The 18399-nt window shown below is 72.9% G+C and carries 19 protein-coding genes and 1 pseudogene; 7 read left to right on the forward strand and 13 right to left on the reverse strand.

Translation table 11 applies throughout. The features are described from left to right. Positions 1 to 42 precede the first annotated feature (42 nt). The 5 genes and pseudogenes from K5O09_RS05835 to K5O09_RS19520 all read right to left on the reverse strand — a co-directional run. Positions 43 to 504: a hypothetical protein gene (locus K5O09_RS05835; protein ID WP_222171857.1), complete on the reverse strand. Its 462-nt coding sequence runs from the start codon at positions 502 to 504 to the stop codon at positions 43 to 45. Beyond that, on the reverse strand, positions 497 to 1594 hold the full coding sequence (locus K5O09_RS05840; protein WP_222171858.1) for a DNA glycosylase AlkZ-like family protein: 1098 nt from the start codon (positions 1592 to 1594) through the stop codon (positions 497 to 499). Before K5O09_RS05840 ends, K5O09_RS05835 begins: the two co-directional genes overlap by 8 nt. Next, entirely contained in the window at positions 1584 to 2870 is a 1287-nt protein-coding gene (locus K5O09_RS05845) for an MFS transporter (protein ID WP_222171859.1), read from the reverse strand. The genes K5O09_RS05840 and K5O09_RS05845 overlap by 11 nt, the downstream gene beginning before the upstream one ends. Then, entirely contained in the window at positions 2870 to 3568 is a 699-nt protein-coding gene (locus tag K5O09_RS19140) for a hypothetical protein (protein WP_255596431.1), read from the reverse strand. The genes K5O09_RS05845 and K5O09_RS19140 overlap by 1 nt, the downstream gene beginning before the upstream one ends. A gap of 136 nt (positions 3569 to 3704) precedes the next feature. Further along, a pseudogene (locus K5O09_RS19520) lies at positions 3705 to 4370 on the reverse strand (YncE family protein); the annotation flags it as partial. Positions 4371 to 4506: 136 nt separating this feature from the next. Here K5O09_RS19520 and K5O09_RS05855 point away from each other — a divergent pair. Continuing rightward, complete coding sequence (locus K5O09_RS05855; protein ID WP_222171860.1) at positions 4507 to 5460, forward strand: alpha/beta hydrolase fold domain-containing protein; 954 nt, start codon at positions 4507 to 4509, stop codon at positions 5458 to 5460. Between the two features lie 79 nt (positions 5461 to 5539). Here the strand turns inward: K5O09_RS05855 and K5O09_RS05860 are convergent, their stop codons facing one another. From K5O09_RS05860 to K5O09_RS05880, 5 genes are all read right to left on the reverse strand, one after another. Beyond that, positions 5540 to 7015, reverse strand: coding sequence for an FAD-dependent oxidoreductase (locus K5O09_RS05860; protein WP_222171861.1), 1476 nt, complete (start codon positions 7013 to 7015; stop codon positions 5540 to 5542). A 31-nt stretch (positions 7016 to 7046) separates the two neighbouring features. Continuing rightward, entirely contained in the window at positions 7047 to 8054 is a 1008-nt protein-coding gene (locus tag K5O09_RS05865; RefSeq protein ID WP_222171862.1) for an electron transfer flavoprotein subunit alpha/FixB family protein, read from the reverse strand. Beyond that, a complete protein-coding gene (locus K5O09_RS05870; protein WP_222171863.1) occupies positions 8051 to 8803 on the reverse strand; it encodes a hypothetical protein in 753 nt (250 codons plus the stop codon). Before K5O09_RS05870 ends, K5O09_RS05865 begins: the two co-directional genes overlap by 4 nt. Before the next feature lie 166 nt (positions 8804 to 8969). Continuing rightward, positions 8970 to 9626 (reverse strand): response regulator transcription factor, encoded by a 657-nt coding sequence (locus K5O09_RS05875; protein WP_222171864.1) that lies wholly within the window; start codon positions 9624 to 9626, stop codon positions 8970 to 8972. A 5-nt stretch (positions 9627 to 9631) separates the two neighbouring features. Beyond that, a complete protein-coding gene (locus tag K5O09_RS05880; protein WP_222171865.1) occupies positions 9632 to 10831 on the reverse strand; it encodes a sensor histidine kinase in 1200 nt (399 codons plus the stop codon). 111 nt (positions 10832 to 10942) lie between these two features. Here K5O09_RS05880 and K5O09_RS05885 point away from each other — a divergent pair, with 111 nt between their 5' ends. Next, a complete protein-coding gene (locus K5O09_RS05885; RefSeq protein ID WP_222171866.1) occupies positions 10943 to 11308 on the forward strand; it encodes a DUF2200 domain-containing protein in 366 nt (121 codons plus the stop codon). 18 nt (positions 11309 to 11326) lie between these two features. Here K5O09_RS05885 and K5O09_RS05890 read toward each other — a convergent pair whose 3' ends face one another. Both K5O09_RS05890 and K5O09_RS05895 read right to left on the reverse strand, forming a co-directional pair. Further along, entirely contained in the window at positions 11327 to 13054 is a 1728-nt protein-coding gene (locus tag K5O09_RS05890) for a DUF2075 domain-containing protein (protein ID WP_222171867.1), read from the reverse strand. Further along, the gene (locus tag K5O09_RS05895; protein ID WP_222171868.1) at positions 13041 to 13361 is read right to left on the reverse strand and encodes a nucleotide pyrophosphohydrolase; all 321 of its coding nucleotides are present in this window, start codon (positions 13359 to 13361) and stop codon (positions 13041 to 13043) included. The genes K5O09_RS05890 and K5O09_RS05895 overlap by 14 nt, the downstream gene beginning before the upstream one ends. Before the next feature lie 95 nt (positions 13362 to 13456). Here K5O09_RS05895 and K5O09_RS05900 point away from each other — a divergent pair, with 95 nt between their 5' ends. The 5 genes from K5O09_RS05900 (at position 13457) to K5O09_RS05920 (ending at position 17179) form a co-directional block, all read left to right on the forward strand. Then, positions 13457 to 14317 (forward strand): NAD(P)-dependent oxidoreductase, encoded by an 861-nt coding sequence (locus K5O09_RS05900; RefSeq protein WP_222171869.1) that lies wholly within the window; start codon positions 13457 to 13459, stop codon positions 14315 to 14317. 9 nt (positions 14318 to 14326) lie between these two features. Further along, positions 14327 to 14818 carry an NUDIX domain-containing protein gene (locus K5O09_RS05905; protein WP_222171870.1) on the forward strand — a complete coding sequence of 164 codons (492 nt, stop codon included), beginning with the start codon at positions 14327 to 14329 and terminating at the stop codon, positions 14816 to 14818. 39 nt (positions 14819 to 14857) lie between these two features. After that, on the forward strand, positions 14858 to 15460 hold the full coding sequence (locus K5O09_RS05910) for an N-acetyltransferase (protein ID WP_222171871.1): 603 nt from the start codon (positions 14858 to 14860) through the stop codon (positions 15458 to 15460). Between the two features lie 108 nt (positions 15461 to 15568). Beyond that, the gene (locus K5O09_RS05915) at positions 15569 to 16207 is read left to right on the forward strand and encodes a hypothetical protein (RefSeq protein ID WP_222171872.1); all 639 of its coding nucleotides are present in this window, start codon (positions 15569 to 15571) and stop codon (positions 16205 to 16207) included. A 69-nt stretch (positions 16208 to 16276) separates the two neighbouring features. After that, positions 16277 to 17179 carry a VOC family protein gene (locus tag K5O09_RS05920; protein WP_255596151.1) on the forward strand — a complete coding sequence of 301 codons (903 nt, stop codon included), beginning with the start codon at positions 16277 to 16279 and terminating at the stop codon, positions 17177 to 17179. Between the two features lie 115 nt (positions 17180 to 17294). Here the strand turns inward: K5O09_RS05920 and K5O09_RS05925 are convergent, their stop codons facing one another. Further along, entirely contained in the window at positions 17295 to 18350 is a 1056-nt protein-coding gene (locus K5O09_RS05925) for a glutathione S-transferase family protein (protein WP_222172619.1), read from the reverse strand. Positions 18351 to 18399 lie beyond the last annotated feature (49 nt).

Consider the following 18399-nt stretch of genomic DNA (forward strand, 5'->3'; position numbering starts at 1 on the left):
TCCGGGTGCGACCGACGGAGGTCCTCCAGGAGCACCGCGCGCTCAAGCATCGATGGCCTGTCTGTCGATCAGCACGGCGTGGGGCCGTCGATGCTGAGTCGCGGACCGCGCGGAGTCGGGGAGCAGCAGCCGCAGGTCCGTCGGGTCGCCGGCGGTCGCGTGGGGGACGTCAAGACTGCCCAGGAGCGCTCGTGTGGCGCGTCCCACTGGTTGCTGCGCGGGGTTCGGGTCGGCGTCGTCACCACGGACGGAGATGAGCAGACACAGCCCGATCCGGTAGGCCACCGCCAGCGACCCGAGAGTGTTGAGCGCGCTGGCCAGTCCGGAGTTCTGCATCGCCACCAGAGGCGTCCCGCCGCCGAGCACGAGTCCGCACCCGATGGCGATCGCTTCTTCCTCGCGCGCCGCGTGCACGGTCTCGACGGAGCTGCTCAGCACGTCCAGCGCCGCGAGCAACGAGCAGGGAACCAGGACGTGGTGGCTGAAGGGCCAGAGCTCAGACATCGGACTCCAGCCCGAGCTGGACCGCGAGCGACCTGACGGCCTCCACGGTCTGCTGTCGACACCAGCTCGGGTCCTGGGAGGCCTCGGGGAACACCTGCTGCAGCGTCAGCGAGCGACCCTGCCGCTGGATGCCGGCTCGCGCGACGAGGTCGTCATCGACGAGAACGGCGAGCGCGTAGGGGCCGTACCTCCTGCGCGCGGCGGGCTTGTACGCCTCGAACACGTAGTCGAACCCGAACAGGCGGCGGGTCCGTGCCCGGTCCCTGATGAGGTTGTCGAACGGTCCGATCAGCCGGGGTCGTGGCTGCGCGGTCCTCGTCGCGGCGGGTTCGAGGACCCAGGCTGTGTCCGGCCACCCCTCGATCCTCGCCCGTGCGTGACCCCGCGAACGGAGCGTGGCGGCGACCAGATCGGCGCGCAGGTGGTAGTACGTCGCCACCTCCTCGGTCGTGGCGACGCCGAGCGCCGCCAGCGCACGCTCGGCCAGTGCCGCGACGCACTCGTCGGGTGCGAGGGTCTGGTCCAGCTGCTCGACCGGGACGGCTCGCCCGACGAGGTCCAGGACGCGCTCGCCCCGTCGGCGTCTCGTGCAGGCGAGGTCTCCTCGCCACACCATGTGCTCGGCTGCGCGCTTGGTCGCTGACCATCCCCAACCACCGCCGGTGCGGTCGTCTCGTTGCAGCTCGCGGATGGTCAACCCGTGCTCGCTGTCGGCGATCAGCTCTCGGACCCGCTGTCGCACCTCCGGTGGTGGAGTGTCGGCCCGGTCACGGGCGCGAGAACGGTGGATCTCGAACAGTGGCCAGTCGCTGATCGGCATGACGCACGCTGCGTGCGTGTAGGTCTCGAAGGTTGCGGCGGGTTCGTCGACCGGCCACAGCTCGCGGTCGACCCCGCTGACCGGACGGACGGTCGTCCGGGCCGCGCACGTGAGCAGATGCGCTCGCGCGACGCGAGTGAGCGGGTCCATCTGGAGCAAGCCGATGCGTTCCACGATCCGTGCGGTGCTCGTCTCGTCGTCGTGCAGGCCCTGCGCGGTCACGGCGAGACTGCGTGCTCGCGCGACCGGCATCCCGGTCTCAGATCGCATGCGACGCCGCTTCCTCTGCAGGGCGCGGTGCGAGCGTGCGTGCGGTGCGGAGCAACCAGCAGCCGATGAGCACCGTGCCGACCGCCAGCACGGACTGTGCGAGCGCGAGCGTCCGGGCGCCCGGGGCGACGGCGGTCAGCAACCCGGCGGCGGTGATCCCGATGGTGTAGCCGACGTTGTTGCCCACGGGAACCCACGTGTTCGCCTCATGTCGCACGTCCTCGGGCAGGCCGTCGTCGATCATGAGGTAGCTGTTGATGTACAGGGGCGTGACCGCGAGTCCGCTCACCGCCAGGACGACGGCGAGCCCCCAGGCGCTCGACCACGTGAGAGCAGCGGTCGCGAGCGGGCCCGCGAATGCCAGGAGCAGCACGGCGTGGCGCGTGCGCAGCGACGCTCGCCACGTGACCAGCGCGTATCTGAACCCTCCGACGACGCCTCCCAGGCTGATCGCGCCCATGAGGTATCCGGTGCGGTCGAGCCCACCGGCAGACGCGGTCGCGACCTGCGGGACCAGGAGCCCGAGCCACCCCAGGCTCGTGCCCATCATGACCAGCGGCAGGACGATCTGCCGCAGCGACGGTTGAGCGATCGGTCCGGCCACCGTGCGAAGGCGTGCGCGCCAGGTGCGGGGTGTCCTCTCCGCTGCGCGTGGTCTCGCCGCCGGCGGACGTCGCAGCGCGGTGCGGAAGTGGCTCGACGTGAAGACGAGCAGGCTGCCACCGACCGCCGCGGCGGTCACGGCCCACAGGCCCTGCTGCGGCGACATGGCGAGCAGCAGGGCCGAGGCCACCACCGGTCCGAGCAGGAACCCCGTCTCCTCGAGGAGCGAGTCGACGCTGTGGAGGAGCTTGACCTGCCGTTCCGTCCGCCCGATCTCGGCCCACGCGGACCTGATGACAGCGTCCACCGCCGCAGGCGCGACCGCGGCGAGTACGCACGCGACGTAGATCAGTACCAGCGCCGCTCGGTCGTCGCCGACGACCGCGACGAACAGCACGAGCGTCACCGCTGCCACGAGCGTCTGCGGCAGCACGACCCGGGACCGCCCGAACCGGTCGATGAGCCGCGCACGGAACGGGGTGCTGAACGTCGCGACGGCGACCCGGACCGCTTGGACGCTCGCTGCGATCACGAGCCCCCGCGTATCGGCGACGGCGATGAGGAGAGCCACGGGGAACGCCGCACCGGCCACCCGACGCACCACGATGATCATGAACAACCACAACGCTCGCGGATCGCCGAGCACCGCACGCTCCGTGCCGGGCGGCCTCATCACGCTGTTCCTCCGACGACGTCCGCGGACTCGTCCACCTCGAGGCGCGCCTGGATCGACGACCGGTGCAGCAGCACGAGCCTGGCGATCGGGTCGCCGCGCTGGATCGAGACGTCACCGGTCGGACGAAATGCCAGCGAGATGCCTCCGGCGCCGATGCTGCGTCGTAGCTGTCGCGCTGTCAGCACGCCCGGCGGGACGTCGATCCCGGGTACCCCGATCGACTGCGTCAGCAGGAAGTACTCGTCCGGGATGTCGACGGAGAAGCCGAGGCGCCACTCCACGGAACCGTCCCCGTTCGGAAGGAACACCGCTTCCCACGCGCCGGAGGAACCCCGGAACTGGTGCAGACGGAGCCACGGAGAACGCGGCGCTGTGATGAAGCCACCGCTGCGGCTCCAGAACTCGGACGTCCCGGCCAGGCGGGCGATCTCGTTCGGATCGGCCTCGGCGTCGACCTGCAGGTCGTGGACGGGCGAGACGGTGACGGTCAACGGGGCCCTGATGATCCAGCCGAGCTCCTGGCCCAGGACCCAGGGAGGGCACGCCTCCGGGTACCGCACGCGCCTGACGTACCGGAAGTGCTGGGCGAGCAGCGTGGCTTCGTCGTGGGCTGCCGTCCGGTCCGTGCGGTGCTTCTCGGGCGGCAATGCCCACTCGTACTCGCGCCGCACCGTCACAGCGGGGATCTCGGCCACCAGTTCTCCTCGTGCCAGGTGGTGGTGCCGGCCTCGGACCGGCCGGGATCCGGCGGGTCTCCTCGAGGGTCGTCAGGTCGATGACGACGACCTCGGAGCGCGCCTCGATCGTCGCGAGCGCGTAGCGCCCGTCGGTGGTGAACGTGATGGCGCGGCCGCCGATGCTGCCGAGCTCGATCTGCGTCACGACGCCGGAGTGGATGTCGATGACCGAGAGGTACGTCGCCTGTGTGTTCGCGACGAAGAGACGACTGCCGGAGGGGTCGAGCGCCGGCGCGTACGGGTGAGCGGTGCTCCCGACGTCGAACGTCTCGACGATCGCGACGTCCTCCACCCGCCCGGTGGCGAGTCCGGCGAGGTCGATCTTCGCAATGACACCGTCTCCCCAGATGCAGACGAACGCCCAGCGGCCATCAGGGGTGATCGCCATGTGCCGCGGGTCGCGACCGGTGCCGATCTGGCGCACCTCGACGTTGAGGGCGAGGTCCACGATCGACAGCGAGTCGGAGCCGGAGTTCGAGACCAGCAGGTACGTGTCGCCCGGTACGATCCCGAGGCCGCGCGGACCGTGGCCGACCTCGATCCGCCGTGCCTCCTCGAGAGAGACGGGGTCGATCTCCGAGATGGTGTTCTGACTCGTGTTCGACACGAACCCTCGTCCGTGGGCGGTGAACTTCACGGCCCCTCGCGGCGCGTTCCCGACGCGGATGCGCTGGAGCAGGCGGTGCTCGTCACCCGCCTTGCCGATCACTGAGATGGTCCCGTCATCGGTGTCGGTCGAGAAGATCTGGATGTCGCTCATGTGTCCCCCAGGCGGCGATCCGGATGATTCGCGTCAGCGCCAACGCGTTGACCATGGGGACACTGACACAATGACAGCGAGTGAGTCCACCTGTGACTCGCGTCGCCGGACGCTCGGCGCGGTAGCCTCGCCGGTCGTGGAGCTGGACCCGGAGTTCGTCGACGCACCCCCGCAGCCCGACCCGTCGGCGCCGCCCGAGACGTTCCCGAGCGGGACGCACGCCGAGCGCGTGGCGACCGCCCGGCGGATGCGCGCGGCGGACACCGGGCAGTTCGGGCCCGTACCGGCGCCGGGGGTCGAGCGCGCCGAGCTGTCCGTGCCGACCCGGGCCGGCTCGATCGCCGCCCGCCTCTACCGGCCGCACGGCGCCGCCCTCGGAGCGGGGTTCGCCGTCTGGGTGCACGGCGGCGGGTTCGTGCTCGGTGACCTCGACACGGCCGAGCACACGGCGGCCGAGCTCGCCCGGTGCTCGGGGCTGCCGGTCGTCAGCCTCGACTACCGGCGCGCGCCCGAGCACCCGTTCCCGGCGGCCGTCGAGGACGCGCAGGACGCCGTGACCTGGCTGACCGGGGAGGGTGGCGCCGGGCTGGGCCTGAGCGGGCCGTACGCGGTCGCGGGGGACTCCGCGGGCGCGTCGACGGCGCTCGCGGTGTGCCAGCTCGCGGTGCGCGGCGCGGCCCCGCGGCCGGCGTTCGCGCTGCTCGCGTACCCCGACGTGGACCACGTGACGACGCGCGCCGACGAGCCCGACGAGATCGGCCTGCTGTTCGAGCGGTCGTACCTGCCCGACGACGCCGTGCGCACGGACCCGCTGGTCTCGCCGGTGCTCGCGCCGCCGGAGGTGCTGGCGGCGCTGCCGCCGAGCCTGCTGCTCATCGCGGAGCGTGACGGGTTCCGGGCCGGCGAGGAGCGGTTCGCCGAGCGGGTGCGCGCGGCGGGCGGCCCGCTGACGGTGCTCACGGCCGGCGGGATGCCGCACGGGTTCCTCGACCAGACGTGGCGCTCGCCGGTGGCTCGCACGCACGCCGTCGCGGCGTTCGGCCTGGTCGGCGCGGCGGTGCGGGAAGCCGCGGCGGCGGACGCCGGCTGACGCGCGGGCCGGGGCAGGCGCGACGGCGGCCGGCCGGGACCCGCGCGTCCCGGCCGGCCGCCGTCGGTGCCCCCTGCGGCTACAGGCTCCCGGCCCCGATGCGCTCGGCGATGTCGTCGGCCGTCAGCCAGCCCGACGTGAGCGCGAAGCCGTTCGCCGACCCGGGGATCGGCAGGCTGTACGACTCACCGAACAGGCCGCCGGCGTCGCACCCCACGCTGTACAGGCCGGGGATGGGCCGGCCGTCCGCGTCGAGGCACCGCATCCGGTCGTCGATCCGGATCGCGCCCATCGTGACCATGATCCCGGTCTCCATCTTCACCGCGTAGAACGGCGGCGTCGTGACCGGGAGCAGGAACTTCGCGGCCTTGTGGAACCGGCTGTCGACGCCGTCCTCGCAGGCGGCGTTGTACGCGTCGACCTCGGTGCGCAGCACGGCGGGGTCGACGCCCATCGCGGTCGCGAGGTCCTCGATCGTGTCCGCGCCGACGACGTTGGTGCGCGCGGGGTCGGTGGCGTCGGCCGCGATCTCGTCGGGCAGGCCGACCAGCTTCTCGCCGTTGCGCACGTAGATGCCGAGCCCGACCTCGTTGCCGTCCTCGACGAGGTGGCGCACGGTGCCGGAGTCGAAGACCGACCAGAACATCGCACCCGGCAGGCCTGCGACCACGTCGCCGGCGTTGCCGAAGCTGAGGGCCACCGCCTCGTCCGTGAAGCGGCGACCGTGCGCGTCGACCCAGAAGTACGGCTGGAACGCCGCGGCGTTGGTCTGGCTGGTGATCGCCTTGTCCCGCATGAACGGGAACAGCAGCAGCGTCCCGATCGACCGGTGCTCGGTGCCGCCCGCCTCGAGGACCATCCGCAGGCCGTCGCCGGTGTTGCCGGGGCCGCCGACGTTGATGAGCTTCTCACCCAGCGCGTCGTAGCGCGTGTAGCGGTCGACGAGCTCCGGGTTGGCCGCATAGCCGCCCGTCGCGACGACGACGGCCCGGGCGCCCAGCCGCACCGGGGCACCGTCCGCGTCCGTGGCGGTCACGCCGACCACCCGTCCCGACTCGTCCTGCAGCAGCGACGTCGCGCTGGTCCCGAGGAACACGTCGACCCCGCGGTGACGCGCATCGGCCTCGAGCAGCTCGATGAGGTGGGCCACCTCGCCCTCGGGCAGGTGCCATGTCACGAGCTCGCCGGGCTGGTCGACCGCGGTCACGGTGACGTCCTCGTAGACGGCGCCCTCCTCGTCCCGCATCTTGACGATCGTCGTGGCCGCGTTCTCCACGAACCGGGAGACGATCGACGCGTCGGCCCGCCAGTGCGAGTAGTCCAGGTAGGTGTCGAACGCCTGCGTCTTCGTGACCGTGATGCCCCGCTTGGCCTGCTCGTCGGACTCGAACGCCGCGTGCCCCTCCGCGAAGGCCGAGCTGCCGCCGGTGTGCTCCTCCTTCTCCAGCAGGGCGCACGTCAGGCCGTCCTTGGCGGCCTGCACCGCGCACGACAGGCCCGATGCACCCCCGCCGATGACGACGACGTCGTAGCGGGAGTCGAACTGCTCGCTCATGATGCTCTCCTGATCCGGACTCGTGACTGCTTCACCGCTGCAGTGCCGTGATGAGTGCCGGCACCACCTCGTACAGGTCGCCCACGGCGCCGTAGTCGGCGACGCGGAAGATGCGGGCGGCCCGGTCCTGGTCCACGGCGGCGACGACCTTCGCGCCGCGGACCCCCTCCAGGTGCTGGGGCGCCCCGGAGATGCCGACCGCGAGGTACAGCCGGGGCGCGATGTGCCGACCCGACCGGCCGACGTAGCGGGACCGGTCCAGCCACCCGCGGTCGTCCGCCACCGGCATGGAGCACGCCAGCTCGGCGCCGAGGGCGTCCGCGAGCCGCTCGATGAGCGCGACGTCGTCGCGGGAGCGCACGCCGCGGCCGAAGGCGACGACCACGCGGGCGTCCTCCAGTCCGCCGGCCGGCTCCGCGGACGGGACCGTGCTCAGCGTCATGGCCGCCGGCGCGGCCGCGAGGGGCCGGACGGTCCCGGGCGACAGCGCAGTCGCAGCACCCTCGTCCTCGTCCTCGGCCGCGACGTCGACGACCAGGGCGAGCGGGGCGGGGGAGTCCACGGTCTCGACGACGGCCCCGTCGAGCAGTGCGCGCCGGACCGTCCACGCCGGCGCGACGGCGCCCGTCCCGCCGCCTCCCGCTGCGCCCGTGGCCACGGCCACCGGCACGACGTCGACCGCGCCGGTGAGCAGCCGGGCACCGACGAGCGCCGCGGCGGCGCCGAGGAGGACGCGGGAGGCGGGATGGCCGGTGCCCACGAGCAGTGCCGGCTGCTCGGCGGCGACCTGCACGGCGAGCGCCCCCGCGTACGCCTCGGCGGGCGTCCCGGTCCCGGGCTCGACCCACAGCACCGGGACCCCGGCCGCCGCGACGGCGTCCGCGAGCGGGCGCGGGCCCACGACGACGGCGCTGACCTCGGACCGCGCCCCCCGCGCGACGCGCAGCGCCGCCCGCCAGCCTGCGTCCGCGACGACCAGCCACGCGCCGCCCTCGCGGGCACCGGCGGGGCCGCGGGCGTCGCCCGGTCCGGCGCTCACAGCGCGCCTCCTGCCCGCAGGGCCGCCACGAGCTGCGCCGCCACCTCGTCGGGAGGGCCCTCGAAGACGTGCGTCGGCGCGGTCGGCGGCAGGTCGGTCCCGCGGCTCGTCACGTCCTCGACACCCGCGCCGATCTGCGCGAGCGTCAGGGGGGTCACGGGCCGCCGCCGTGCCGCGAGCAGCTCCTTCATGCCGGGGACGCGGTGGGTCCCGGACTCGGCGGCGACCCCCAGCACGAGGGGCGGCGCGGCGGTGATCGTCTCGGTGCCGGACGGCGACCGGCGGGTGGCGCGCACCCGCGCGGGGGCACCCACGGCGTCGGCGGTCTCGGCGCTCGCGGCCGTGACACCGAGCACGGCGGGCCATCCGAGCAGACCGGCGAGCGCTGCCGGGACACCGGCGTGCTCCGCCGCATCCCCGACGACGACCACGTCCACCTCGTCGATCGCGCGGACGGCTGCCGCGAGGATCCCGGCTGTCGCCGCGTCGTCGGTGAGCAGGGGCGCGTCCCCGACGCACCACGTCGACCCGACCCCGCGGGCGAGGACCCAGCTGGCGTCCCCCTCACCCAGGGTCAGGCCCGTGACCTCCCCGCCGGTGTCCTCGGCGAGCTGCCGCGCGACCGCGAGCGCCGCCGGGTCGTCCTCGCCCGGGGCGGTCCTCGCGCCACGCCAGTCCACGGACCCGTCGGCACGGACGCTCGCGGCTCCCGTGTCGCGAGCCCACGAGTACACGATCACCACACGCACGCCGGACCTCCTCGTCGACCGGGCGCACGGCGACGTCCGGGTGCAGGGACGGCGTCGTGCGGCGCACGCCCCCGCGCGGTTCCACGATCTCGCCGCGCCGCCCTCGGTCACCAGCACCGACCGGTCCGGCCGGGGCGACCGATCGGCTACCCCCGGGGGGTAGGTGTCACGGCACGAGGCCCTGGCGGACGCTGTACACGGCGACCTGGACACGGTTGCGGACGTGGAGCTTGTCCATGACGCGCCCCAGATGCTTCTTCACGGTCGTCTCGCCCAGGTGCAGGTCGCGGGCGATCTCCTCGTTGGACAGGCCGTCGACCAGCAGCCGGAGCACGTCCAGCTCCCGCGGCGTGAGCGTGTCGCAGACCCGCGGACCGGGGTCGTGGCCGACGGGGCTGCCGGTGAGCTCGGCGAGCACCTGGGCGGCCAGCGCGCTGGACAGGGCGGTCTCGCCGCGCATGACGGCCGCGAGGTAGTCGTGCAGCCGGTGCGCCGGCTCGTCCTTGATGACGTACCCGTCCGCCCCGCTGCGCAGCGCCTGGTAGACGTCCTCCCCGAGCCGCGACATCGTCAGCATGACGACCTTGACCGACGGGTCCTCGGCGCAGATGCGCGCGGTCGCCTCGACGCCACCCACCGGCTCCATGCGCACGTCCATCAGCACCAGCCGCGGGTGCAGGCAGCGCGCCAGGCTGATCGCCTCCGCCCCGTCGGCCGCGGTGCCGACGACCTCGAAGTCCGGCCACCGGCCGATCAGCGACGTCAGGCCGTCCCGGAACAGCGCGTGGTCGTCGGCCACGAGGACACCGGTCGCCTGCTCCACGGGACTCAGATCCTCTCCCGCACGTCGACTCCGGGGCCGCCGACCACACGGCCGGCCGGGTCCAGCGGCGCCTCCGCGACGACCAGCGTGCCGCCGCCGCGGACGGACACCAGGGACAGCGAGCCGCCGACCTGCTCCATCCGCTCGCGCATGATGGACAGGCCGAGCCGCGAGTCCGGCACGCTCGCCGGGTCGAACCCGGCGCCGTCGTCCTGGACCTCCAGCCGCACCCGCGTGCCGGACGCCAGCAGCCGCACGGCCACCGCCTTGGCGGACGCGTGCAGGTGGCAGTTCGACAGCGACTCCTGGAGCACCCGCAGCAGCTGGGCCGCCACGGCCACCGGCACGCGATCGGCGGCTGCCGTGTCGGGGCAGACGAGGTGTGTGCGGATCTGCAGCTCCGTGCTGAACGTGTCGAGGTGCGCCCGCACCGTCTCGAGCAGCCGCCGGGCGCCCAGCCCCGCGTCCGCGCGCAGCCCCAGCATCTGGTGACGCAGGTTCCGCTGCAGGCTGCCCACGGCCCGTCGCAGAGCCTCCACGTCCTGCGCGAGCAGCTCGGAGCCGGTCTCCGCGTCCAGCCGGACGGCCTCCACCTGCATGCCGAGCGCGGCGGTCTGCTGCGCGAGGTCCACGTGGAGCTCGTCGCTGAGACGCCGCCGTTCCTGCAGGGCGCCGAGCTCCTGCTCCCGTTCCCCGGCCTGCCAGCGGTACAGGGCGTTGCCCATGATCCGGCCGGCGACCGCCAGGAACGCCCGGACGTCCTCGGCCAGGCGGTACTCACCGTCGAACGCCAGCAGCACCGCCCCCAGGTGGCGCCCGTCGGCGTGGATCGGCGCCACGATCCCGGACGTCCCGAACCAGGCCCGGAAGTCCTCGGGCAGGACCTGCCACGACGCGTGGTCCAGGTGGTCGGCCGCGGACACCGGCCACTCCTCGGTGTTGATCCACGGGGCGCGCAGGTGCTGGTACGCCGGCATCGTCCGGAAGTCGTCGCCCAGGACGCGGCGCTGCGCCTGGTCGGCGACCAGCTCCAGCCGCGTGCCGGTCCGGTCGAGCAGGAAGACCGGGGACAGCCGCGCGCCGACGACCTCCCGCAGCACCTCCGCCGCGCCGGCCAGCCGGTCCGCCCGGTCGCCGGGCGCGGCCAGCACCTCGTCGACCCGGACCAGCCGCGTCAGGAGCGCCACCACGTCGGCGTCGTGCACACTCCCGAGCGTAGGGAGGCGCCGCCGGGCCGCCAGGGACCGTGGACCCACACCGGCGGTCCCGGGACGGCGCCGTCGGCGATACTGGGCCGGACGCCCGAGGAGGACCCCATGCCGCGGCACGACATCTTCGCCACCAGCCTCGCCAGCATCTACCCGCACTACGTCGCCAAGGCGGAGCGCAAGGGCCGGACGCAGGCCGAGGTCGACCAGGTCATCACGTGGCTGACGGGTTACGACGACGCCGGGCTGCGCCGCGTGCTCGACGACGGCACCGACCTGCGGACGTTCTTCGCGCAGGCGCCCGCCATGAACCCGAACGCCGGGCTCATCACCGGGGTCATCTGCGGGTACCGGGTCGAGGAGATCGAGGACCCGCTGATGCAGCAGATCCGGTGGATGGACAAGCTGGTCGACGAGGTGGGGCGCGGCAAGAAGATGACGTCGATCCTGCGCGGGAGCGACGCGACCGTCTGAGCGCTCCGGTGGACGCGCTCAGGCCCGGGGGATGTACCGGCCGAGGTGCTCCCTCAGCGGTGCGTCGCACACGTACACGAGCGTCCCCCGCATGCCTCGGGTCAGCAGGACGGCGTAGATGTTCGTGACGAACTCCAGGAGCTCGTCATCCGTGTACGTCTTGCCGAGCGTCGGGTTGTTCTCCTTGCCCTTGGTGTCGAAGTAGTTCGACCGGTCGAACACGAGTCGCTCGCGCACCGGGTCGAAGCGCAGATCGGGCCCGATGATCACGCCGGCCACGTTGAGGTCGTACCCCTGCACGGTGTGGACGGATCCGACTTCGTCGACGGACCCTGGCGAGCTGATCCAGTCCCGTGCGGCGCTGTTCCACCGGAGCTGGAGGCCGCCGATGCTGATGTCGTAGGCAGCACGGTCGTGGCGCGAGCGCCACGGCCAGGCGTAGCCGGCGACCAGCCGCGCGAGGCCGTGAGCACGCTCCGCAGCAGCGAGCCGCTCTCTCATCGCGGCGATGTCGTCGTACATGGCGAACTCGTAGTCGCCGAATGTCTGCGGTGCGACGAAGGGCGTGCTGCCCGGGCGCAGCAGGGCGCGGACGTACTCGATGTAGTCGCTCCCGCCTGCGAGCCGCATCTGCGATCGGAGGTGGAAGCGGCGGTCGAACGACGCCTCCGTCACCAGGCGCTCAAGCCGTTCCCTGGGCAGGTCGGCGGGCCGGACGCGCTGTGCTGCGTCGACCAGGAAGAGCCGGTGATCGCTCTGCGCCACGATCCAGTCGAGCTGCGTCAGCTGCAGGTCGTCCTCTCCGAAGAGCCGCCGGTTGATCGCGGGGAACTTCGCGTTGAGCACGCCCGTGGCCTGGTTGGCGCGCTGGTTGAGACGGTGCGTCTCGTCGACGATGAGCAGGTCGAACCGATCCCGCGACTCCCCGACCTGGAACGGGGTGAGGACCATCGACGGGCTCAGGCCGGGCGTCCGGGCGAAGACCTTCTCGATCGTCCTGCGGAGAGACTGCTGGGGGACGACCAGCGCGATGCGGAAGTCGCGAAGCAGACGGGCGTTCTCCGGAGTGAAGTACTCGGCGAAGACGGAGTCCGACACCGGGTCTTCCGTCGGCTCCCAGCGCGCGATGTCGCGCAGGAGCTTGATGAGGTAGATCGCCACGACCGTTTTGCCCGTTCCCGGGTCTCCCTGGACGACGGAGGTGCTGTGCGTCCCCGCACCGATGTCGGCGAAGAGTCCGTCCAGCAGCGACTCCAGCGCGATCGCCTGGTCCGCATTCAGCGCCTTGAACGGCGACAGCTTGAACAGGTCGCTGTTCTCGATCTCCGGGACCGACCGCTCGAAGAGGCCTGCCTCCCGCAACTCGTCGGCGATCTCCGCGAAGGCGGCACGGTAGGCATCGCGATCGAAGTAGTCGGCGTCCGTGACGCCCTCGTTGCGGTTGAGCACGCGGAACTTGCCGTCACCCGCGAACAGGCGGATCAGGTACGACTCGAGGTCGAGGCACGCCGACTTGTTGAACGTCTCGTCGATGACGACGCGGGCCTCGGCCAAGTGCTGGCGGTCGGGATTCTCCAGGTGCTGCTTCAAGCGGGTCGCGACGCTCAGCGACTCGCCGACGTACACCTCGCCCGCGCCGTCCAGGGCGTAGACGACCGGCCAGTTCGCAAAGCGCGGATCGACGTCCCTGAGCAGGCGGACGTGCGCCTGCGTGAACGGGAAGCGGTGGACCCTAGAGCTGGTCATACTTCGTGCTCCGCCCGCGAGCCTTCTCGACCGGGTACTTCTGCCGGGTCGTCGCGAGCTTGGACAGGACGATGTCGCCCGGGTCGACTCCTAGCTTGTCGGCGAGGAGGTACGCGTAGGTCAGGACATCCGCGAGCTCGGCAATGACCCGCTCACGGTCGGACGCCTCGTCCCACTGGAAGCACTCGAGCAGCTCCGCCGCCTCGATGGAGATGCTCTTCGCCAGGTTCTCGGGGGTGTGGAACTGGGCCCATTCGCGCTCGGCCACGAATGCACGGATCGCTTCGAGAACGTCGCGGTGCGGCATGGGACAACGGTAGGGGACGTCGGGGGTGCGGCAGGCGGTTCGGGATACGCGCCTCCGGTGGACGCGCCCGCCGCGCCCCGGCGAGGATGGCGGCCATGACCGAGACCGTCGCCGTCACGGGTGCCCTGGGCAAGGTGGGCCGGGCCGTCGTGCGGGACCTGCTGGACCACGGCTACGCCGTCCACGCCACCGACGCGCAGGGGCCGTTCGGCGAGCGCGCCGGGCTGGGTGTCGACGTGATGCGCGCCGAGCTGACCGACTACGGGCAGGCGGTGGAGGCGCTCGCGGGCTGCACGGCCGTGGTGCACCTGGCGAACATCCCGCAGCCGGGCATGGAGTCCGATCCGGAGACGCTGAGCCGCAACCTCGCGGCGAACGGCAACGTGTTCCTGGCCGCGCAGCGGCTGGGGCTGCGCAAGGTGGTGTGGGCGTCGAGCGAGACCACGCTGGGCCTGCCGTTCGACGTGCCGCCGCGGTACGCGCCGGTGGACGAGGACCACTTCCCGTACCCGACGTCGACGTACGCGCTGTCGAAGGTGCTGAGCGAGGACCTCGCGGCGCAGGTCGCGCAGTGGTCGGGCATCCCGTTCGTCGGGCTGCGGTTCTCGAACGTCTTCCCGCCCGAGGCGTACGCCCGGGTCCCCGCCTTCCACGGCGACCCCGCCCTGCGGCGGTGGAACCTGTGGGGCTACATCGACGCGCGCGACGCGGCGGCGTCCTGCCGGCTCGCGCTGGAGGCCACGACGTCCGGCTCCCGGAACGTCATCATCGCGGCGGCCGACACGATCATGGACACCCCGTCCTCCGAGCTGCTGGCCGCGGAGTTCCCCGACGTGCCGGTGCGGCGGGACCTCGGCACGTACGAGACGCTGCTCGCGATCGACGCGGCGCGCGAGCTCATCGGGTTCGAGCCGCAGCACTCGTGGCGCGACGAGGTCGGGTCGCCGCGCCCGTAGCATCGCAGCGTGCCCACGCCTGACTTCGTCCTGGACCTGCGCGAGAAGATCGGCCACGACCTGCTGTGGCTGTCCGGTGTGAGCGCGGTGGTCGTGCGCCCGGTGGTCGGCGGTGCGCCCGGTGCCGAGGAGATCCTGCTGGTGCGGCGCGCCGACAACGGGGCGTGGACGCCCGTCACCGGGATCATCGACCCGGGGGAGGAGCCGGCGGTCGCGGGTGCGCGCGAGGTCCTCGAGGAGACCGAGGTGGTCGCGGTCGCCGAGCGCCTGGCGTGGGTGCACTCCCTGCCGCCGATGACGTACGCGAACGGCGACCGCTCGCAGTACCTGGACCTGACGTTCCGGTTCCGCTGGGTCTCGGGGGAGCCGGGGCCGGGCGACGGCGAGAACTCCGAGGCGCGGTGGTTCCCGCTCGACGCCCTGCCGGAGATGTCCGCGGAGATGCACGCGCGCATCGCCCACGCGCTGTCGCCGGAGACGTCCGCGCGGTTCGCGGTCTGACCGCCCCGCACGTCGGGCTGCGCCGGTAGGGTCGCGGGCATGCAGGTGAGACCGTTCTCGACGTGCGACCTGGCGGGCATGTACCGCGTGTGCCTGCTCACCGGCGACTCCGGCGGCGACGGGACCCGGTTCTACCGCGACCCGGACCTGCTCGGCCACGTGTACGCCGCCCCGTACCCCGTGGCCGACCCGGGGCTGGCGTGGGTCGTCACCGACGAGGACGGCGTGGCCGGATACGTCGTGGGCACGGCCGACTCGCAGGCGTTCGCGCGCTGGCAGGAGGACGTCTGGTGGCCCCCGCTGCGCGAGCGGTACCCGCTGCGCCCGGAGGTCGAGGGGCTGCGCGACCACGACCTGCTGCAGACGATCCACCGCGGCTCCCGGTACGAGGAGGAGCTCACCGCGGCCTACCCGGCGCACCTGCACATCGACCTGCTGCCGCGCGCCCAGGGGCGCGGGCTGGGACGCACGCTCATCGAGACGCTCACGGGGGCGCTGCGCGAGCGCGGCGTGCCGGGCGTGCACCTGAAGGTCTCGGAGCAGAACCCGGGCGCGATCGCGTTCTACGGGCGCGTCGGGTTCCAGGAGGTGGCCACCGCGTCCTGGGGCCGGACGCTGGGGATGGACCTGCGCGCCTCGTGACGCCGCCGGGCGGGAGCGGGGTCCCGCGGCGGCGCGGGGCGGTCGCGTAGCGTGACCTGCAGCGGCGCCCACGCCCCGGGCGCTGTGAGGACGAGCGGGGAGGGTCCGGTGAGCGACACCGGCTACGGCGACTTCGAGTTCGAGCGCCGGTTCTTCGTGCGCACGCCGCCGATGGAGCTGCTGGCCGAGCCCGAGCCGGTGCTCATCGTGCAGTCGTACTTCCTGGCGCAGGACGGCTACGCGCTGCGCCTGCGGGTGCAGGCCGACGGGCTGCAGCTGCCGCTCGGGCCCGACGCCGACCCGCTGGCGGTCCTCGAGGAGGCCCGTGACGCCTTCGAGTTCTGCGCGGTCACGCTCAAGGGCCCCATGAACGTCGGCACCCGGTACGAGGCGGAGCGCGAGATCGACGTGACGGTCGGCATCGAGATGATCCGGCGCGGCGGCCACCGCATCGTCAAGAACCGGTACGCGGTGTGGCTGGGCGCGGACGGCTGGGTGGTCGACGTCTTCGGCGGGGAGAACGCGCCGCTGGTGGTCGCGGAGTGCGAGCGCTCCGGCCCGGTGACGGACCTGCAGATCCCGGCGTTCTGCGTCACGGAGCTCACGGACGACGCGCGGTTCGCGAACGACGGTCTGGCCCGGGCACCGTACAGCGGCTGGGCCGCGGACTTCGAGGCGGAGCTGCGCGAGCAGGGGCCGCGGTTCCTCACCGACTTCGGGCACAACGACCTGCAGCGCCGGGGCTGACGCGCTCCGGCGTGGTCCTGCGACACGCGTCTCTGGTCAACAGTTGAAGCCTCAACTATCATCGACGGCATGGCCGCCGCCGACACCACCCAGGACCGCCTCGCCGCCGACACCGCGATGGGACCCGTGACCCTCCTCGTCGCGGACCTCGACGCCCAGCTCCGCTACTACCGCGACGTGCTGGGGCTCGACGTGGTCGAGCGGCCGGACGCGCGGATCGAGGGCGTCGAGCGCCCCGACGTGGTCGTCCTGGGGCGGGGGAGTCGGCCGCTCGTCGTGCTGCGCCACACGCCGGACCTCCCCCCGACGAGCCGTAGCCAGGCCGGGCTGTTCCACACGGCGATCCTCTTCGACACCCGGGAGGCGCTCGCGGCCACGCTCGCGTCCGTCGCCTCCCGCGCGCCGCAGACGTACGTCGGCAGCGCCGACCACCTGGTCTCCGAGGCGTTCTACCTCACCGACCCCGAGGGCAACGGCGTCGAGCTGTACTGGGACCGCGCCCGCGACGTGTGGCAGTACGACGCGCAGGGGCGCGTGGTCATGGACGCGCTGCGGCTCGACCCGAACGAGTTCATCCGCGGGCACGTCACCGACGCGGCGCTCGCGGCCCCGGCGGGCGCGCCGGTCGTCGGTCACGTGCACCTGCAGGTCGGCGACGTCGCCGGGGCGCGGGCGTTCTACGTCGACGCCCTCGGGTTCGACGTGATGGCCGAGTGGCACGGCGCGCTGTTCGTGTCGGCCGGCGGGTACCACCACCACATGGCGATGAACACGTGGAACTCCGCCGGCGCCGGCCCGCGGGCGAGCAGCCTGGGGCTGGGCGAGGTCACGCTGGTCGTCCCCGGGAGCGACGACGTGGGCGCCCTGCGGGAGCGGCTGGCGGCGCACGGCGTGCACGTGCGGGACGACGGCGCGACGGTCACGTTCGACGACCCGTGGCGCAACGTGGTCCGCGTCCGCCCGGCTGCCTGACCAGCCGCGCCCGGCCTCCGCCGAGTTCGGCACTCCCAGGCGACACGCCGGCGCGACACGCCGGTTCCGCGGCCGGAGCTGCCGAACCCGGCGGGAGGAGTCCGCGGCGGGCGGGTCAGCCCGCCATCGCCTCCGCGGTGTGCGCCGGGTCGACGCGCTCGGACTCGCGGACCGGGCCGGGCGGGGTGCCGTCGCCGAACGGGCGTCCGCCCAGCGACTCGCGGCCGTGCGGCGTCAGCCACCCGCGCAGGTCCGGGCCCGCGGGGACGATCCGGGTGGGGTTGATGTCCTCGTGCACCACGTAGTAGTGCCGCTTGATGTGGTCGAAGTCGATCGTGTCGCCGAAGCCCGGGGTCTGGAACAGGTCCCGCGCGTACGCCCACAGCACCGGCATCTCGGTCAGCTTCGACCGGTTGCACTTGAAGTGCCCGTGGTAGACGGCGTCGAACCGCACGAGCGTGGTGAACAGCCGGACGTCCGCCTCGGTGATCGTGTCGCCGACCAGGTACCGCTGGATCGACAGCCGCTCGGACAGCCAGTCGAGCCGGGAGAACAGCCGGCGGTACGCCCGCTCGTACGCCTCCTGCGACCCGGCGAACCCGCAGCGGTAGACGCCGTTGTTCACGTCGGTGAACACCTTCCGGGCGACCTGGTCGATCTCGTCCCGCAGGTGCTCGGGGTACAGCTCCGGGGCGCCCTCGCGGTGGAACGCCGTCCACTGCGTCGACAGGTCGAGCGTCATCTGCGCGTAGTCGTTCGTGACGACGGCGCCCGACGGGACGTCCACCAGCGCCGGGACGGTGATGCCGCGGTCGTACCCCGGGACGCGCCGGAAGTAGGCGTCCTGGATGCGGGGGATGCCGAGCACCGGGTCCACGCCGCCCGGGTCGAGGTCGAAGGTCCAGGACCGGGAGTCGTGCGTCGGACCGCACACCCCGAGCGAGATCGCGTCCTCCAGGCCGAGCAGGCGGCGCACGATGACCGCGCGGTTCGCCCACGGGCAGGCGCGGGACACCACCAGGCGGTAGCGGCCGGGCTCGACGGGGTAGCCGTCCCGGCCGTCCGCGGTGATGCGGGTCGTGAGGTAGTTCTGGTCCCGCACGAACTCCTCGCCGGACGTGACGTACGACCCCGCGGTGCTGAACTCCTGCTGCGTGCTCTCCGTGCCCATGCGGACGATCATCCCGTGCCGCGACGGTGCGCGCTCGGCGTCGCAGGTG

Source organism: Cellulomonas sp. C5510 (assembly GCF_019797765.1).
Classification (GTDB): Bacteria; Actinomycetota; Actinomycetes; order Actinomycetales; family Cellulomonadaceae; genus Cellulomonas.